Below are 14,146 nucleotides of genomic sequence, written 5' to 3'. Positions count from 1 at the left end.
ATCACAGATAACGTGGGGATGCGATGGGGGCCGCCGCGTCAGAACCGGGAAAGAATAACGCCGGTTCCCACCAAGAGGGCGGCGGTGAGCCGTGTCCAGGAGAGATCGCGCGCCGCGATGCCAAAGGCACCGATGTAATCGAGCACCATGGACCCAACCATTTGGCCAAGAATGAGCGCTGCCGTGGTGGTGAGCACGCCCAGAACCGGCACGCTCCAGAGGGAGGCCCAGACAAAGAAGGCCCCAAGCAGGCCCCCCAGCAAAAGCCAGCGTGGCGCTAGGGCCGCGCGACCAAAAGCGGCGCTATCCCCCGAGAGCGCCACCAAGAGCACCAGTGCCACAAAGCCCACGCCAAAGGAGACAGCCGCCGCCGCGACCGAGCTTTCGATGCTGCGTCCGAGGGCCGAATTGAGCGGAGCCTGAATGGCCACGGCAAGCCCGGCCACGGCCATGAAGAAAAGGGCGAGAACGGGGCTCTGCGGGAGCATGGGTTACTGCGGTGCCTCGCATTTGGCGATCAGCTGTTCGTATTGCCGGGTGATCCAGCCCAAGGCCTCATCGGGGTTGCGATCTTCGATCTTGCCGGTCAGTTGCGAGAAGACACGGGCCGAGCGGCTATCGTCGATGATCTGGATGGATTGCGAGGATATCACCGTCTGATAGACGAAATAGGCGATGGCAATCAGCAGCACGCCGCGCGCCACGCCAAAGACAAAGCCAAGCCCCTGATCCAAACCGCCCAGAACCGAGCGTTGCACCAGCGACGAAAAGAGCGGTGTGATCAGAGAGGCAATGATCAGCCCCACGGCAAAGACCACCGCGAAGGCCCCGATCATCGAAAGTTCGCAGCTATCGGCGATGAATTCGCCGATCACGGGGATTTCCTTGACCAGCGGTTCCACCTGCGGGGCGAAGATAAAGGCGAGAATGCCCGCCACAACCCAGCCTGCGATGGCCAGAGATTCGCGCACGAAGCCGCGCGAATAGGCGAGCAGTGCCGAGAGCACGATGAACAGCGCTACGACGCCGTCGATGATGGTAAAACCTTCCATATGCCTCTTCCTGTCTCGATAGACGCCTAACCCGCGCCGAAAATGTCACCCACGAATGTGGTCAGATCGCCCATATGGGTGAGTTTGAGACCACTGTCGCCCGTCGTCTTGCCACCCGACGGGGTAATCGCGGCTGTGAAACCAAGTTTTTGCGCCTCTTTCAACCTGTTTTCGGTCTGACCCACCGGGCGCAGCGCGCCAGAGAGGCTGATTTCGCCGAAAACTACGGTTTCTGCGGGGAGGGCGGTATCCTCACGCGCGCTCAAAAGAGCGGCGGCAACGGCCAAATCGGCGGCGGGTTCGCTGATCTTGAGACCACCGGCGACGTTGAGATAGACATCAAGCCCGGCAAAGGGGATGCCGCAGCGCGCCTCGAGCACGGCGAGAATCATCGCAAGCCGCGCGCCGTCCCATCCAACAACCGCGCGGCGCGGTTGGGCATGGGGCGTAGGGGCAACAAGCGCCTGCATCTCGACAAGCAGGGGGCGCGTGCCCTCGATGCCGGAAAACACGACCGAGCCGGGGGTGGGCGCGCCGCGCCCCGAGAGAAAGAGGGCAGAGGGGTTGGCCACCTCGGCCAGCCCTGCGCCCGTCATCTCGAACACGCCAATTTCATCAGCGGGGCCAAAGCGGTTCTTGACGGACCGCAGGATACGGAATTGATGGCCGCGCTCGCCCTCGAAATAGAGCACGCAATCGACCATGTGTTCGACCACGCGGGGGCCAGCGATCTGGCCGTCCTTGGTGACATGGCCGACAAGGATCACGGAGGTGCCAAAGCGTTTGGCAAAGCTGGTCAGTTCATGGGCGGCGGCGCGCACCTGGCTGACGCTGCCGGGGGCGGCCTCGACCGTGTCGGACCAGACGGTCTGGATCGAGTCGATGATCACGAGATCCGGCTTTTCGGATTCCATCGTGGTCAGTATGTCGCGCAGCGATGTGGCGGCGGCAAGTTTGACAGGGGCCTCGCCCAAGCCCAAGCGCTGCGCCCGCATGCGGACCTGCGCGCTGGCCTCTTCGCCGGAGATGTAGAAGGTTTTGAGGCCCGCGCCCGCAAAGCGCGCGGCGGCCTGCAAGAGCAGTGTGGATTTGCCGATGCCGGGATCGCCGCCCACCAGAATGGCACTGGAGGGCACAAGGCCGCCGCCCAAAACGCGGTCTAATTCGCCGATGCCAGAGAGGGTGCGGGGCGGCGGCGCCTCTTCGGTTGAAAGGTCGGTGAGGATGAGGGGCGTGCCGCGTTTGCCGCCCAAGGTTTTGCCCTTGGGACCGGTCGAAAGCGGCGCTTCCTCGATAATGCTGTTCCATTCGCCGCAGGCGTCGCAACGCCCCGACCAGCGGTTGTGAACCGCGCCGCAGGCCGTGCAGGTGAAGGTGCCGGGTTTTGCCATACCCGCCTGATGCCCCAAGCGGCGGGCGCGGTCAAATGCGAAACCTCAGAGTTGGTTATTCGGCGGCCTTTTGGGTGATGTCGATCACGGTGCCGTCATGACGCAACACATCCTCAAGCCCCAGTTCTGGCAGCACGTCGCGCAGGTCGTCGCGCAGGCGTTGCAATTGGCTTGCGGCGACGCTTTCCTCTAACTCGACCTCGTGGGACCAGTGTTTGAGTTCGCGGGTGATCTGCTTGGCCTGATCGAGCCGGGCATTGAAGGCCTCGACCTCTTGCTGGCGCTGCGTGAGGAAGTTTCGGGCGCGGGCGATACGGTCGTCGGAATAGACCTGCGCCAATTCCCGGCTGATATGGGACATTTGCGCCGCGACCTCTAAAAGGTCCGGTTCCAGCGTGCCCAGATCAGGGTGGTCACGCAAGTAGGCGAGGCGTTCGCGCACCGCGTCGAATTCGGACGAGAGGCGGAATAGACCTGCGCGATCCGCCGCATGGGCCGCGTGATAGGCGCGGGCCACGTCCTGCATGCCGATGTTGAACCGCCGGTGCGAGGTTTCCAACGCCATGATGCGGGCATTGGCAGGCAGAAAGACGCAGAGCAGCACCGCCAGAACGGTCAGGCCGATCTGGGTGATCTGGCCTGCGTTATCGTAGAGCGTGCCGCCAAAGGCGACGCTGAACTGGAGCCAAGGCAAAGCCCCGATGCTGGCGGCGATGGTCGCGGCGCTGAAACAAAGAGCGCAGAGCAGAAAGGTGATAAAGGCCAGACGTTGCAAAATGGAATGGGTTAAGAGTGCAGCAGATTTCAAAGTGGCGGTCATGACTTCCCCCTGAAAGATCATATCCAATATCGGCAAGTTTACGCCGATTGCCCAAAAGGCATAGCGTTAAATCCATCACCCCGGAGTCAAGTTTAGCGGAGTGTGGCGTGACTGCCCCGCAATTGTTGCGTGAAATCAGACAGTATCCGGCGGGTTGGGGGGATTGTGCCGGTGCCTGAGGCTGATCGCGAGAGAGGCGAGGATGCAGGCGGTAAAGAGGTAGAGACCCCAGGCCACCTCGACCCGCGCGAGACCGACACCTTTGACCACGATGATGTAGAGCGCGATGAGGAAAATATCGGCCATGGCGAGTTTGCCCAAGAGATGCAGCGCGGGTAGGGCGCGCGGCGAGAGAAGACCAAAATCGAGAAGGGCCAAGCCGATGGTCTTGAGATAGGGGGCGAAGAGGGCAAAGACCGTGACCAGAAGGGCCAAGTAGACATCGCTCTGCCAGAGCGCTTGCAGGCCGGAGATGATGCTGATTTCGGAGAGGCCAAAGAGCGGCAGGTCAATGCCTGCGCGCAAGAGGGGGGCGAACCACGCGAGGGGGAAAAGCGCAAGAAGTGCAAGATTTCCGTATCGCAGGGCTGCGTTCACCGCACCGCCTCGATCGGTCCCTCGGCGCGGCCGTGGATGAACTGGTCGAGATAGGGATCGCCGGAATGGTCCATCTCGGACACGGGGCCGGTCCATTTGATCACGCCATCATGCAGCATGGCGACATTGTCGGCGATGGCGCGCACGGAGGTCATATCGTGGGTGATGGTCATGGCGGTGGCGCCCATTTCGGTGACGATTTCGCGGATCAGGTCGTTGATCACGCCGGCCATGATGGGATCAAGGCCGGTGGTGGGCTCGTCAAAGAAGATGATTTCGGGTTCGGCGGCGATGGCGCGGGCGAGGCCCACGCGCTTTTGCATGCCACCCGAAAGCTCGGCGGGGAATTTATCGGCGACGTCGGGTTTTAGGCCAACGCGGCGCAGTTTCTCGATGGCGATTTCGCGGGCCTCGGACAGGGGCCGTTTGAGCGAGCCGCGCAAGAGGCGGAAGGCGACGTTTTGCCAGACGGGCAGCGAGTCAAAGAGCGCGCCGCCCTGAAAGAGCATGCCGAAGCGGGCGAGAAAAGCGTCGCGGTCGCCCTTGGTCACGTCTTGGCCGTCGAGGGTGATGGTGCCGCTGTCGGGGCGGATGAGGCCGAGAATACATTTCAGCGCCACGGATTTGCCGGTGCCTGAGCCGCCGATGATGACAAGCGAGGTGGCAGAGGGAATAGTCAGATCAACGCCGCGCAGGACGCGGTTGGAACCAAAGGCTTTGTGGACGTTGTGAAGCTCTATCATGACGCGAAAAACAGTTCTGTCAGGAGGTAGTTGGAGGCGAGGATCAGCACGCTTGCTGCCACAACCGCCGATTTGGTGGCGCGGCCCACGCCCTGCGCGCCGCGGCCCGAGTTCATGCCATAGTAGCAGCCCATCAGCGCCACGATAAAGCCGAAGGCCGCGCCCTTGATCAGGCCCGAGACCACATCCCAGGTTTCCAGAAAATCAATCGTGTTGTGCAGATAGGTCGCGGCGGAGAAATCGAGCCGCCCCACGCCCACGAGAAACCCGCCCATGATGCCCAGCACATCGCCCACGCCCACGAGGACCGGCACGGCCAGCGTCGCGGCCAGCACACGGGGCAGGGTGAGGTATTTCATCGGATTGGTCGAGAGGGTGGTGAGCGCGTCGATCTGCTCTGTCACCTTCATCGTGCCAATCTCGGCGGCAATTGAAGAGGCGACGCGCGCCGCCACCATGAGGCCGCCCAGAACGGGGCCAAGTTCACGGGTGAGGCCGATGGCGACAATCGAGGGCACCACGGTTTCAGCGTTGAAGCGCGCGCCGCCCGCGTAGATCTGAAGCGCCAGCGCGCCGCCGGTAAAGAGCGCGGTCATGCCCACAACCGGCAGCGAGAGCCAGCCGATCTGCACCAGCGCATGCAGGAATTCGCGAAAGTAGAAGGGCGGGCGTGCCAATTGACTGATCGTATCGGCCGCAAAGAGCGCGATGCGCCCAATGGCGGCCAGACCTGACAGCACGGTGCGGCCAATAGAGGCCAGAAAACCAAGAATAAAACTCATCCGCCGATATAGCGCCGCGTATAGCGCGCCCCCAGTGAGGTCAGGATTTCATAACCGATGGTGCCTGCGTTATCGGCCAGTGTGTCGATGGTCTGATGTGGCCCCAAGAGGTTCAGGCTGGCGGGATCGTGGCCGAGATCGGTGATGTCGACGCAGATCAGATCCATGGAGATGCGGCCCGCGATGGGGCAGGGGGTGTCATCCGCCCAAAGGCTGGTCTTGGGCCCCATGGCGCGCAGGATGCCATCGGCATAGCCTGCCGCAACGGTGGCGATGCGGGTGGGGCGGTTGGCGGTGAAGCTGTTGGCATAGCCCACCGTTTCGCCGGGCAAAAGATCGCGGCACTGGATCACGGGGATCTCGAGAGTGACAACGGGGTGTGCTGCGTCGAACGGACGCCCGCCATAAACGCCGATGCCGGGACGGGCGAGATCAAAATGATAGGCTGCATCAAGCAGGATGCCGCCGGTATTGGCAAAGCTGCGCGGCACGTCGAGCCCATCTGTCATCTCGCGGAAGGTGGCAAGCTGTTGCGGATTCATGGCGTGATCGGGTTCATCGGCGCAGGCGAGGTGCGACATGATGAGGGTTGGATTTTGCGCGAGCGCAATCTGGCGCAGGGCGGCCCATTCGGCAGGCTCCATGCCCAGACGGTTCATGCCGCTATCAAGCTGGATGCCAAACGGGTGCCCCGGCAGTGCCTCGGCATGGCGGATCATCTGATCGAGGGAATTGATCATCGGAATGAGCTTATGCGCGCGGAGCATCTCGGCATCGCCGGGCATATGGCCGGAAAACACATAGATTGCCGGGACCGCGCCCAGCGTCTCGCGCAAGGGTGCGCCCTCTTCGGCGACGGCGACGAAGAAATGCCGCGCGCCGGCGCGCGCGAGGGTTGGGGCCACGCGGGCGGCACCAAGGCCATAGGCGTCAGCCTTGACCACGGCAGCGGTTTCGCTGGTGTTCATAGCATCCAGCGCGCGCCAGTTGGCCACGATGGCGTCTAGGTCGATGGTCAGGGTTGCGGTGCTCATGGGGCGGGTTTTGACAGGATGGGCGGGGGCGTCAAGGGGAAAGGCATGGACACCTCCGGATCACGGGAAAACCGGCCCGTACCCAAGAGGGAGCAGGCGATAAAACGCTTGGGGAAAGGCGCGCCGAGTGGATCAGAACCAGCTCTGAACGCCGCGTGCCGCCCCGGATATATCCCGTCCTACACCATCAATCGTGGCGCATCCGGCCAGCGACGCGAGAAGGGCGAGCGCAATCAGTTTTCGCATGGGTTTGCCTGTCATTTGCCTGTGTCTGCTGCGATTTTTTATTATTAGTCTTGTAACCACCATACCTCGGGGAGGAATCCAATGCCATCCCCATAGATCGGCAGCCGTTCCGAAGGGTATGTCAACTGTGACTTATGCGCAATACGACCCACGCTATATTGATGGATCGGGATCACGTAACGCCCTGCTGTCAGCACCCGGTCAAGCGCGCGGGTGGCGGCGACAAACTCGGTGCGGTCGCGGGCGGTCAGCATGGCGCGGATCATCGCCTCGGCGGCGGGGGATTTCATGCCCATCAGGTTACGGCTACCGGGTTGGTCGGCATACTCGGCCCCCCAATAGAAGGTCTGTTCATTGCCGGGGCTGAGCGAGAGCGAGCGGCGCATCATGGTGAGGTCAAAATCAAACTGGGCCTCACGCTCGGCATATTGCGCCTTGTCGGTCATCTCGAGCTTGAGGGTGATGCCCAGCCGTTCGAGCGCCCGCGTGTAGATATCCATCATGGCGCTGGCCTGTGCCATGAGGCCATCCTGTTGCAACAGCACGGTGAGGGTGAGCGGTTGGCCTGCTGCGTTGACAAGCTGCCCATTCTCGACACGCCAGCCCGCCTCTTGCAGGAGATCGGCGGCGCGGCGCAGATTGCCACGGTTGCGCGCGGTGCCATCGCCCACCGGCAGGCTGTACCCCTCTAGCGTGCCGGGCGGGAGCGTATCGGCGAAAGGGTCCAGCAGGGCGCGCACGCGGCCCGTCGCGGGGCCATGATCCATGCCGAGTTCCGAGCCCGAGAAATAAGAGGTGATGCGCGGCTGTCGCCCGCCAGTCAGGGTATCGTTGATATATTCGAAGTTGAAGGCGGTGATCAGCGCCTCGCGCACGCGCCAATCGTCCAGCGGCGCGCGGCGGGTGTTCATCACAAAGCCGGTCATGCCCGAAGGTTTGCCATGGGGAATTTCGCTTAAGGTAATGTCGCCACGCTGAACGGCGGGGAAATCATATTGGCTGGCCCAAGCCTCGGCGTTGAATTCGCGCACATAGCTGACCAGCCCCGCCTTGAACGCCTCTTTCAGCACGGTGTCATCGCCGTAGAATTCGATGCGGATTTCGTCGAAGTTATTGGTGCCGCGCCGCAGGGGCAGGGCGCGGCCCCAATAGTCTGGGTTGCGCTTCAGGGTGACGTGGCGATTGACCTCGTAATCGCTGACCACATAGGGGCCGGTGCCGAGGGGGATGTCCTCGATCCCGGCTTCTGTGATGTCGCGCCCCTGCCATTGTGATTTTTGCAGGATCGGGCGCAGGCCGGCCAGAAGCGCCAATTCGCGATCCTCTTCTGAGAAGGTCAGGCGCACAGAGCGCGGGCCGGTTTGCGCGATGCTGGCGACCTTGGTCCAGAAGCCGCGATAGCGCGGGTGGCCTGCGGTGCCCAAAGTCTCGTAGGACCAGATCACATCTTCGATGGTCACGGGCGCGCCATCCGAGAATCGGGCCTCGGGGCGCAGGGTGAATTCGACCCACGTGCGGTCTTCATCCGTCTCGACCGATTCGGCCAAAAGGCCATAAAGTGTGAAGGGTTCATCCCAAGAGCGGCCCATCAGCGTCTCATGGGTGAGGTCAGCCAATTGCCAAGGCGGGGTGCCGCGCAGGATGAAGGGGTTGAGCGAATCAAAGCCGCCGACATTGCCGGTGACGACCCGGCCCCCCTTGGGCGCGTCGGGGTTGGCATAGGGCAGGGACACAAAATCAGGTGGCAGCGCCGGGGCCCCATACATAGCTATGCCATGCGCGGGGGCGGCAAGCCCCGGACCACCCGCCCAGACCAAGAGCATCGCGGTCAGTCCGGCCCGGATATGGCGGAATAAATCTGATCTCATTTCAGCGACAATCCCTTGATGCCCTTGTTTCCTTGGGTCGGACCCTAAAGAGGGATTCAAGGCTTTTCAAACTTTTAGCTTGGACTGCGGCGCAGGATTGCTTATAAGGGGGGCACTGCTCGATAGGTTTCTTGCCTGTATGAAACCTGCCTCAATAACTTAACGCCCGCTTCGTGCGGGCGTTTTTTTTGCGCCTGTCTGGCAGGCAGTATGGCTATTCCCCGTGCAATTTGCAGATGCAGCATATATGCTGCGCACGCAATGTTTATTGGGAGAAACCGCATGACTGTTAAAGGCAAGACCGCCGTCATTACCGGCTCGAATTCCGGCATCGGACTTGGCATCGCCGAAGAACTGGCGCGGGCCGGGGTCAATGTGGTGCTCAACTCTTTTACCGATTCGGAAGAGGATCACGCGCTGGCCGCGAGAATCGCCAAGGAGACGGGTGTTGAGGTGCGCTATATTCAGGCGGATATGTCCAAGGGCGATCAATGCCGGGCGCTGATCGAAAAAGCGGGGCGTTGCGATATTCTGGTCAACAACGCCGGTATTCAGCATGTCGCGCCGATTGACGCGTTTCCGAGCGAGAAATGGGACGCGATCATCGCGATCAATCTGAATTCCGCGTTTCACACCACGGCCGCTGCGCTGCCGATGATGCGCAAGGCGGGGTGGGGCCGGGTGATCAATATCGCAAGTGCCCATGGTCTGACCGCAAGCCCCTATAAATCAGCCTATGTGGCGGCCAAACATGGCATCGTGGGCCTGACCAAGGTTACGGCGCTGGAAACCGCAAAAGAGCCGATCACGGCCAACGCGATCTGTCCGGGCTATGTGCTGACGCCGCTGGTCGAGGCGCAGATCCCCGATACGATGGAGAAATACGGCATGGGGCGGGAAGAGGTGATTGAGAAGGTCATGTTGGAGCGGCAACCGTCCAAGGAATTCGCCACGACCGAGCAGTTGGGCGGCACGGCGCTGTTTCTATGCTCGGATGCGGCGGCGCAGATCACCGGCACCACGATCAGTGTTGATGGGGGGTGGACCGCGCTCTGAGAGGAGAGGCCGGGGGCGCGGCCCCCGGACCCCCGAGGTATTTCGGGCCAGATGAAACAAAGTCTGGCGCTCTGTTGCATGACAGGGCCGCATGGGATGGCGCGCGGGATGTCTGGGGCAAATGCCCCCCCTAATCCTCTGATTTTTTGCGCATTTCCTCGGATTTCTTCTGATCCGGATAGACCAGACCGGCGGAAATCACCAGTTTGGCGGCGTCTTCGATGCTCATATCCAGTTCGATCACATCCTCGCGCGGGAAATAGAGCAGAAAGCCTGAGGTGGGGTTGGGCGTGGTCGGGACGAAGACACTGAGCACCGCGCCGTCGGTCCGGGCCTTTTGGTTGATCTCGCCGCGCGCCTCGGTCGAGATGAAGCCGATGGCCCAGATCCCCTTGCGCGGATATTCGACCAAGCAGGCCTTTTCGAAGCTGCGTTCGGATTGGGCAAAGACCGTTTCGGCAATCTGTTTGACGCCAGAATAGATCGAGCGCACCACCGGCATACGGTTGACAAGAGATTCCGCGAAAAGGATCAGGGACCGCCCGATCAGCCCCTTGGCCACCCAGCCCACAAGCACGGTGAAGATCAGAAAGATGATCACCCCGACACCGCGCAGGTTGATGCCGATATATTGTTCGGGCTGATACTGTGCGGGGATGAGCGGCAGGACAAACCCATCGACCCAACCGATCAATGTCCACATCAACCAGACGGTCAGGCCCACAGGGGCAATGACCACAAGCCCGGTGAGAAAGGACGCGCGCAGGCCGCCGAAGCGTTTTGGTTTGCGCGGCGGAGGGGGCAGATCGTCAAAGGGAGTGTTCATCACGGTTCCATCCTGCGGATCACGCGGATATCTAGGCACAATGGACCCCGCTCACAATGGGGCATAGGGCCCTGTTGGCGACGTCGCTCAAAATACCTGAGCGGGGCTTGTATAGGGGCCAGAGGGCAGGTATACGCGCGCCACTGTAACCCGCAGGCATGGGCGGGCTGTTGGGGGAGACATCCCCAACCGTCCACCGGTTGAAGCATCCGCTTCTCTTCCCGTGTCGAGGCGAAAACCGGAAAAGGAACTTTGTAATGGCTCTTCCCGAGTTCACGATGCGTCAGTTGTTGGAAGCTGGCGTTCACTTTGGCCACCAGACGCAGCGTTGGAATCCCCGCATGGGCGAATTCATTTATGGCGCGCGCAATGGCATCCATATCATGGACCTCACCCAGACCGTGCCGCTGCTTGATGCCGCGCTGCATGCCATCCGTGAGACCGTGGCCAAGAACGGCCGCATCCTGTTTGTCGGCACCAAGCGTCAGGCCGCACAGCCGATCGCCGAAGCCGCAGAGAAATGCGCCCAGTATTACATGAACCACCGTTGGCTGGGTGGCACGCTGACCAACTGGCAGACCGTGTCCAAGTCGATCCAGCGTCTCAAGCAGATCGACGAGATGATGGAGCATGGGGCAGAGGGCCTGACCAAGAAAGAGCGTCTGGGCATCGAGCGCGACCAGATCAAGCTTCAGGCCAGCCTGGGCGGGATCCGCGAAATGGGCGGCGTGCCGGACATGCTGTTCGTGATCGACGTCAAGAAAGAGGCGCTTGCCGTGGCCGAAGCCAACAAGCTGGGCATCCCGGTAGTGGGCATCGTGGACACCAATTGCTCGCCTGCGGGCATTGATTACATCATCCCCGGCAACGATGACGCCGCACGTGCCATTGCGCTTTATTGCGATCTGGTCAGCCGTGCCGCGCTTGACGGTATGTCGGCACAGTTGGGTGCTGCGGGCGTTGACATGGGCGCGTTGGAAAACCTGCCGGTCGAAGAAGCGCTGGCCGAAGCCGAGAGCTGAGGCACCGTCATCAAACTGACATGGGGGCAGGGGTATTCCCGCCCCCAATCCCGAGACCGAATTTGAGGAGAGCCGAGATGGCGATCACTGCTGCAATGGTAAAAGAACTGCGCGAGAGCACAGGCGCAGGCATGATGGACGCAAAGAAAGCGTTGACTGAGACAGATGGCGATATGGAAGCGGCGGTTGACTGGCTGCGCACCAAGGGTCTGGCCAAGGCCGCCAAGAAATCCGGACGCACCGCTGCCGAGGGTCTGGTTGCGGTCAAGGTTGCGAATGGCGTTGGTGTCGCGGTTGAGATCAACTCCGAAACCGATTTCGTCGCCAAGAACGCCGATTTCCAGGGCATGGTTGCCGCGATCGCCGAGGCTGCCGTTGGCGTAGCTGACGTGGACGCGCTGAAGGCTGCAACCGTGAACGGTAAGGCTGTTGCCGATCTCGTGACCGACAAGATCGCCACCATTGGCGAGAACATGGCGCTGCGCCGCATGGCCCGCGTTGAGGGTGACGGCGTGGTCGCCTATGTCCACAATGCCGCCGCTGAGGGCATGGGCAAGATTGGCGTTCTCGTGGCGTTCAAGGGCGATGAGGGTTTTGCCCGTCAGGTGGCCATGCATGTTGCCGCGACCAACCCCGCCGCGTTGAACGAGGCGGTTCTGGACCCGGCGATTGTTGAAAAAGAGCGTCAGGTGCAGATCGACATCGCGCGCGAATCCGGCAAGCCGGACGCGGTGATCGAAAAGATGATCGTGGGCCGGATGGCCAAGTTCATGGCCGAAGTCACGTTGATGGGTCAGGCGTTTGTGATGAACCCCGATCTGACGGTCGAGGCCGCGGCCAAGGAAGCCGGCACCGAGATCTCCGCATTCGTGCGGTTGGAAGTCGGCGAAGGCATCGAGAAGAAAGAAGAGGACTTTGCCGCAGAGGTGGCCAAGGTCGCTCAGGGCTGATCCGCCCGACAGATCACCCAGACAGGGCGTCCCGGTGGGGCGCCCTTTTTTATTTTCTGCGCTTTGGGCCTGAGGTCTAAATGAAAAAACGGTGCCTTCCTTGCGGAAGGCACCGTTTCTTGACCGGCGCGTCTATTGGGGATGAAACACCGATCAGGTAGCGCCGACCGTCAGTCCTGATAAATAAGAACCAACGGCCGACATCCGGATTAGCCGGAGTGAGAAACACCGCCTGTCAATTGATCAAACGATCCTGCCCACATTTGTTCCCAGGCAAAATAGCCACCACTCACGGAACGATCTGATCATGCTACGTAACGTCAACTTGCGAAAGTAAGGAAATCCATACCATCGCTTACAGGCTTCATTTTATTGACTATTTTTCAATAAAAAAGATCTGGTTCTGGAATGCCGCCTTTAGCACCGCCTGTGCCGTGGTTTCAACAGACAGCGCCTGTCGCGCGAGGCGCAGGTGCTTTTCAACCGTGGCCGGGGTCAGGCCCATGATGGTGGCGGTGTCTTGGATCGTCTTGCCGTCGCCAACCCAGCCCAACACTTGGCGCTGTCGTAGGGTCAGGGCGCGGCCCGGTGCGCAATAGGGCAGCGAGAGAATGCGCAGATGTGCGACATTGTTGAGGGCAAGGATCTGCTCGCCGCACCGTTCCCAGAGGTCGTCCACCTCTGACTGAGTTACGCCCTTTCGCGCCGTGAGGGCAATCGCGCCTTTGGTGCGCGGGCTGAACGATTTGAAACTGATGGAATAGCCTGCCGTCACACCATGGGCATGGTTGAACTCGACGACCCGGCGTTCCTGGGGGGTGAGGGTGCCGCTGTCGGTCATGTGGCGCAGCACAGACCAAGAGCAGGCGCCTTCATTTTCAAGCGCCCAACGCACCATGGGCGCGTTGAAATAGAGACCTTCACCCACAAAGACATTCGTGTAGCAGGGATCGTGATTTGTCAGCATCAGGAAATCGTCGGGATCGCCGAGCGATGTTGCGGTGCGATACCGTGTGTAGCCATAGATCAGCCGGTCAAAGCCATACTCTGCCATGAACTGGGTATGATGATCCCACAGTTCCTCAATCGTGGCGGCATTGAGCAGGGTGTTGACCCTCGCGGCTTCGATCATCCGGCGCGCTCCAGATGGCCGAGCATTGCGTCAAGCGCCAGAACATAGCCTTGCGCGCCAAAGCCGCAGATCACCCCAACGGCGACGCGGGCAATGTAGGACTGATGGCGAAACGCCTCGCGCGCATGCACATTCGACAGATGCAGTTCGATGGTCGGAATGGCGACCGAACTGATGGCATCCATCAGCGCCACAGAGGTATGGGTATAGGCACCGGCGTTCAGAATGATGCCGTCATAGGTGCCACGTGCCGCGTGAATCTGATCGAGCAGCGCGCCTTCGTGATTGCTCTGGAAAAAAGCAAGAGTGACGCCGCGCTGACGGGCGGCATCCTGACACATGGTTTCGATATCAGCGAGGGTGGTGTGCCCGTAAACCTCGGGCTGCCGTGTGCCCAAAAGATTAAGATTGGGTCCGTTCAGAAAGAGAAGTGCGGTCATGGTAAAACTCCTGCAATCTTCTCTTAAACCGCGAATCCGTTCCGAGTCGAGGCCTGCGTGGTCGTACCGCGCGCATCTGCAGGGTGATGTGTATTCTGATCACTGTTGCTGCAAGGAGTCTCACATCAAGAGTAAGGTGTAAGATGTTGGTTTTAAGTGTTTTACGGCGAGCGTTGTATGCTGTGAC

The 14,146-nt window shown here is 61.0% G+C and carries 16 protein-coding genes; 3 read left to right on the top strand and 13 right to left on the bottom strand.

The annotated features are described in order from the left end of the window. Positions 1-38: 38 nt before the first annotated feature. The 10 genes from RAK1035_RS14835 to RAK1035_RS14790 all read right to left on the bottom strand — a co-directional run bounded on the left by RAK1035_RS14835 (position 39) and on the right by RAK1035_RS14790 (position 8,533). Entirely contained in the window at positions 39-488 is a 450-nt protein-coding gene (locus tag RAK1035_RS14835; protein ID WP_008280929.1) for a DMT family transporter, read from the bottom strand. Between the two features lie 3 nt (positions 489-491). Continuing rightward, complete coding sequence (locus tag RAK1035_RS14830; RefSeq protein ID WP_008280928.1) at positions 492-1,052, bottom strand: CvpA family protein; 561 nt, start codon at positions 1,050-1,052, stop codon at positions 492-494. 26 nt (positions 1,053-1,078) lie between these two features. Further along, complete coding sequence (gene radA / locus RAK1035_RS14825; protein ID WP_008280927.1) at positions 1,079-2,443, bottom strand: DNA repair protein RadA; 1,365 nt, start codon at positions 2,441-2,443, stop codon at positions 1,079-1,081. Positions 2,444-2,498: 55 nt separating this feature from the next. Beyond that, entirely contained in the window at positions 2,499-3,263 is a 765-nt protein-coding gene (locus RAK1035_RS14820; RefSeq protein WP_050775750.1) for a hypothetical protein, read from the bottom strand. A gap of 135 nt (positions 3,264-3,398) precedes the next feature. Then, a complete protein-coding gene (locus tag RAK1035_RS14815) occupies positions 3,399-3,860 on the bottom strand; it encodes a paraquat-inducible protein A (RefSeq protein ID WP_037297620.1) in 462 nt (153 codons plus the stop codon). Beyond that, positions 3,857-4,603 carry an ABC transporter ATP-binding protein gene (locus tag RAK1035_RS14810; RefSeq protein WP_008280924.1) on the bottom strand — a complete coding sequence of 249 codons (747 nt, stop codon included), beginning with the start codon at positions 4,601-4,603 and terminating at the stop codon, positions 3,857-3,859. The genes RAK1035_RS14815 and RAK1035_RS14810 overlap by 4 nt, the downstream gene beginning before the upstream one ends. Further along, the gene (locus tag RAK1035_RS14805; protein WP_008280923.1) at positions 4,600-5,385 is read right to left on the bottom strand and encodes an MlaE family ABC transporter permease; all 786 of its coding nucleotides are present in this window, start codon (positions 5,383-5,385) and stop codon (positions 4,600-4,602) included. Before RAK1035_RS14805 ends, RAK1035_RS14810 begins: the two co-directional genes overlap by 4 nt. Next, positions 5,382-6,419 carry an alanine racemase gene (gene alr, locus RAK1035_RS14800; protein ID WP_008280922.1) on the bottom strand — a complete coding sequence of 346 codons (1,038 nt, stop codon included), beginning with the start codon at positions 6,417-6,419 and terminating at the stop codon, positions 5,382-5,384. Before alr ends, RAK1035_RS14805 begins: the two co-directional genes overlap by 4 nt. Positions 6,420-6,551: 132 nt before the next feature. Next, positions 6,552-6,680 carry an entericidin EcnA/B family protein gene (locus RAK1035_RS14795; RefSeq protein ID WP_375553612.1) on the bottom strand — a complete coding sequence of 43 codons (129 nt, stop codon included), beginning with the start codon at positions 6,678-6,680 and terminating at the stop codon, positions 6,552-6,554. Positions 6,681-6,709: 29 nt separating this feature from the next. Continuing rightward, a complete protein-coding gene (locus tag RAK1035_RS14790) occupies positions 6,710-8,533 on the bottom strand; it encodes an extracellular solute-binding protein (RefSeq protein WP_037297618.1) in 1,824 nt (607 codons plus the stop codon). A gap of 282 nt (positions 8,534-8,815) precedes the next feature. On the opposite strand from RAK1035_RS14790, the gene RAK1035_RS14785 reads away from it, so the two are divergent. Then, a complete protein-coding gene (locus RAK1035_RS14785) occupies positions 8,816-9,589 on the top strand; it encodes a 3-hydroxybutyrate dehydrogenase (protein WP_037297722.1) in 774 nt (257 codons plus the stop codon). Positions 9,590-9,719: 130 nt separating this feature from the next. Here RAK1035_RS14785 and RAK1035_RS14780 read toward each other — a convergent pair whose 3' ends face one another. Further along, positions 9,720-10,415: a DUF502 domain-containing protein gene (locus tag RAK1035_RS14780; protein ID WP_008280918.1), complete on the bottom strand. Its 696-nt coding sequence runs from the start codon at positions 10,413-10,415 to the stop codon at positions 9,720-9,722. Between the two features lie 257 nt (positions 10,416-10,672). Here RAK1035_RS14780 and rpsB point away from each other — a divergent pair, with 257 nt between their 5' ends. Together rpsB and tsf are read left to right on the top strand one after the other, a co-directional pair. Then, on the top strand, positions 10,673-11,437 hold the full coding sequence (rpsB, locus tag RAK1035_RS14775; RefSeq protein WP_037297615.1) for a 30S ribosomal protein S2: 765 nt from the start codon (positions 10,673-10,675) through the stop codon (positions 11,435-11,437). A gap of 77 nt (positions 11,438-11,514) precedes the next feature. Next, positions 11,515-12,387 carry a translation elongation factor Ts gene (tsf, locus tag RAK1035_RS14770; RefSeq protein WP_008280916.1) on the top strand — a complete coding sequence of 291 codons (873 nt, stop codon included), beginning with the start codon at positions 11,515-11,517 and terminating at the stop codon, positions 12,385-12,387. Between the two features lie 376 nt (positions 12,388-12,763). On the opposite strand, the gene RAK1035_RS14765 is transcribed toward tsf, so the two are convergent. Further along, positions 12,764-13,519 (bottom strand): LuxR family transcriptional regulator, encoded by a 756-nt coding sequence (locus tag RAK1035_RS14765; protein ID WP_008280915.1) that lies wholly within the window; start codon positions 13,517-13,519, stop codon positions 12,764-12,766. Then, positions 13,516-13,959 carry a type II 3-dehydroquinate dehydratase gene (gene aroQ, locus RAK1035_RS14760; protein ID WP_008280914.1) on the bottom strand — a complete coding sequence of 148 codons (444 nt, stop codon included), beginning with the start codon at positions 13,957-13,959 and terminating at the stop codon, positions 13,516-13,518. The genes RAK1035_RS14765 and aroQ overlap by 4 nt, the downstream gene beginning before the upstream one ends. Between the last annotated feature and the right edge of the window lie 187 nt (positions 13,960-14,146).

Origin of the sequence: Roseovarius sp. AK1035 (genome assembly GCF_003288315.1) — a bacterium.
Lineage (GTDB): Bacteria > Pseudomonadota > Alphaproteobacteria > Rhodobacterales > Rhodobacteraceae > Roseovarius > Roseovarius mucosus_A.
This window is presented reverse-complemented; position numbering and strand designations above follow the sequence as displayed.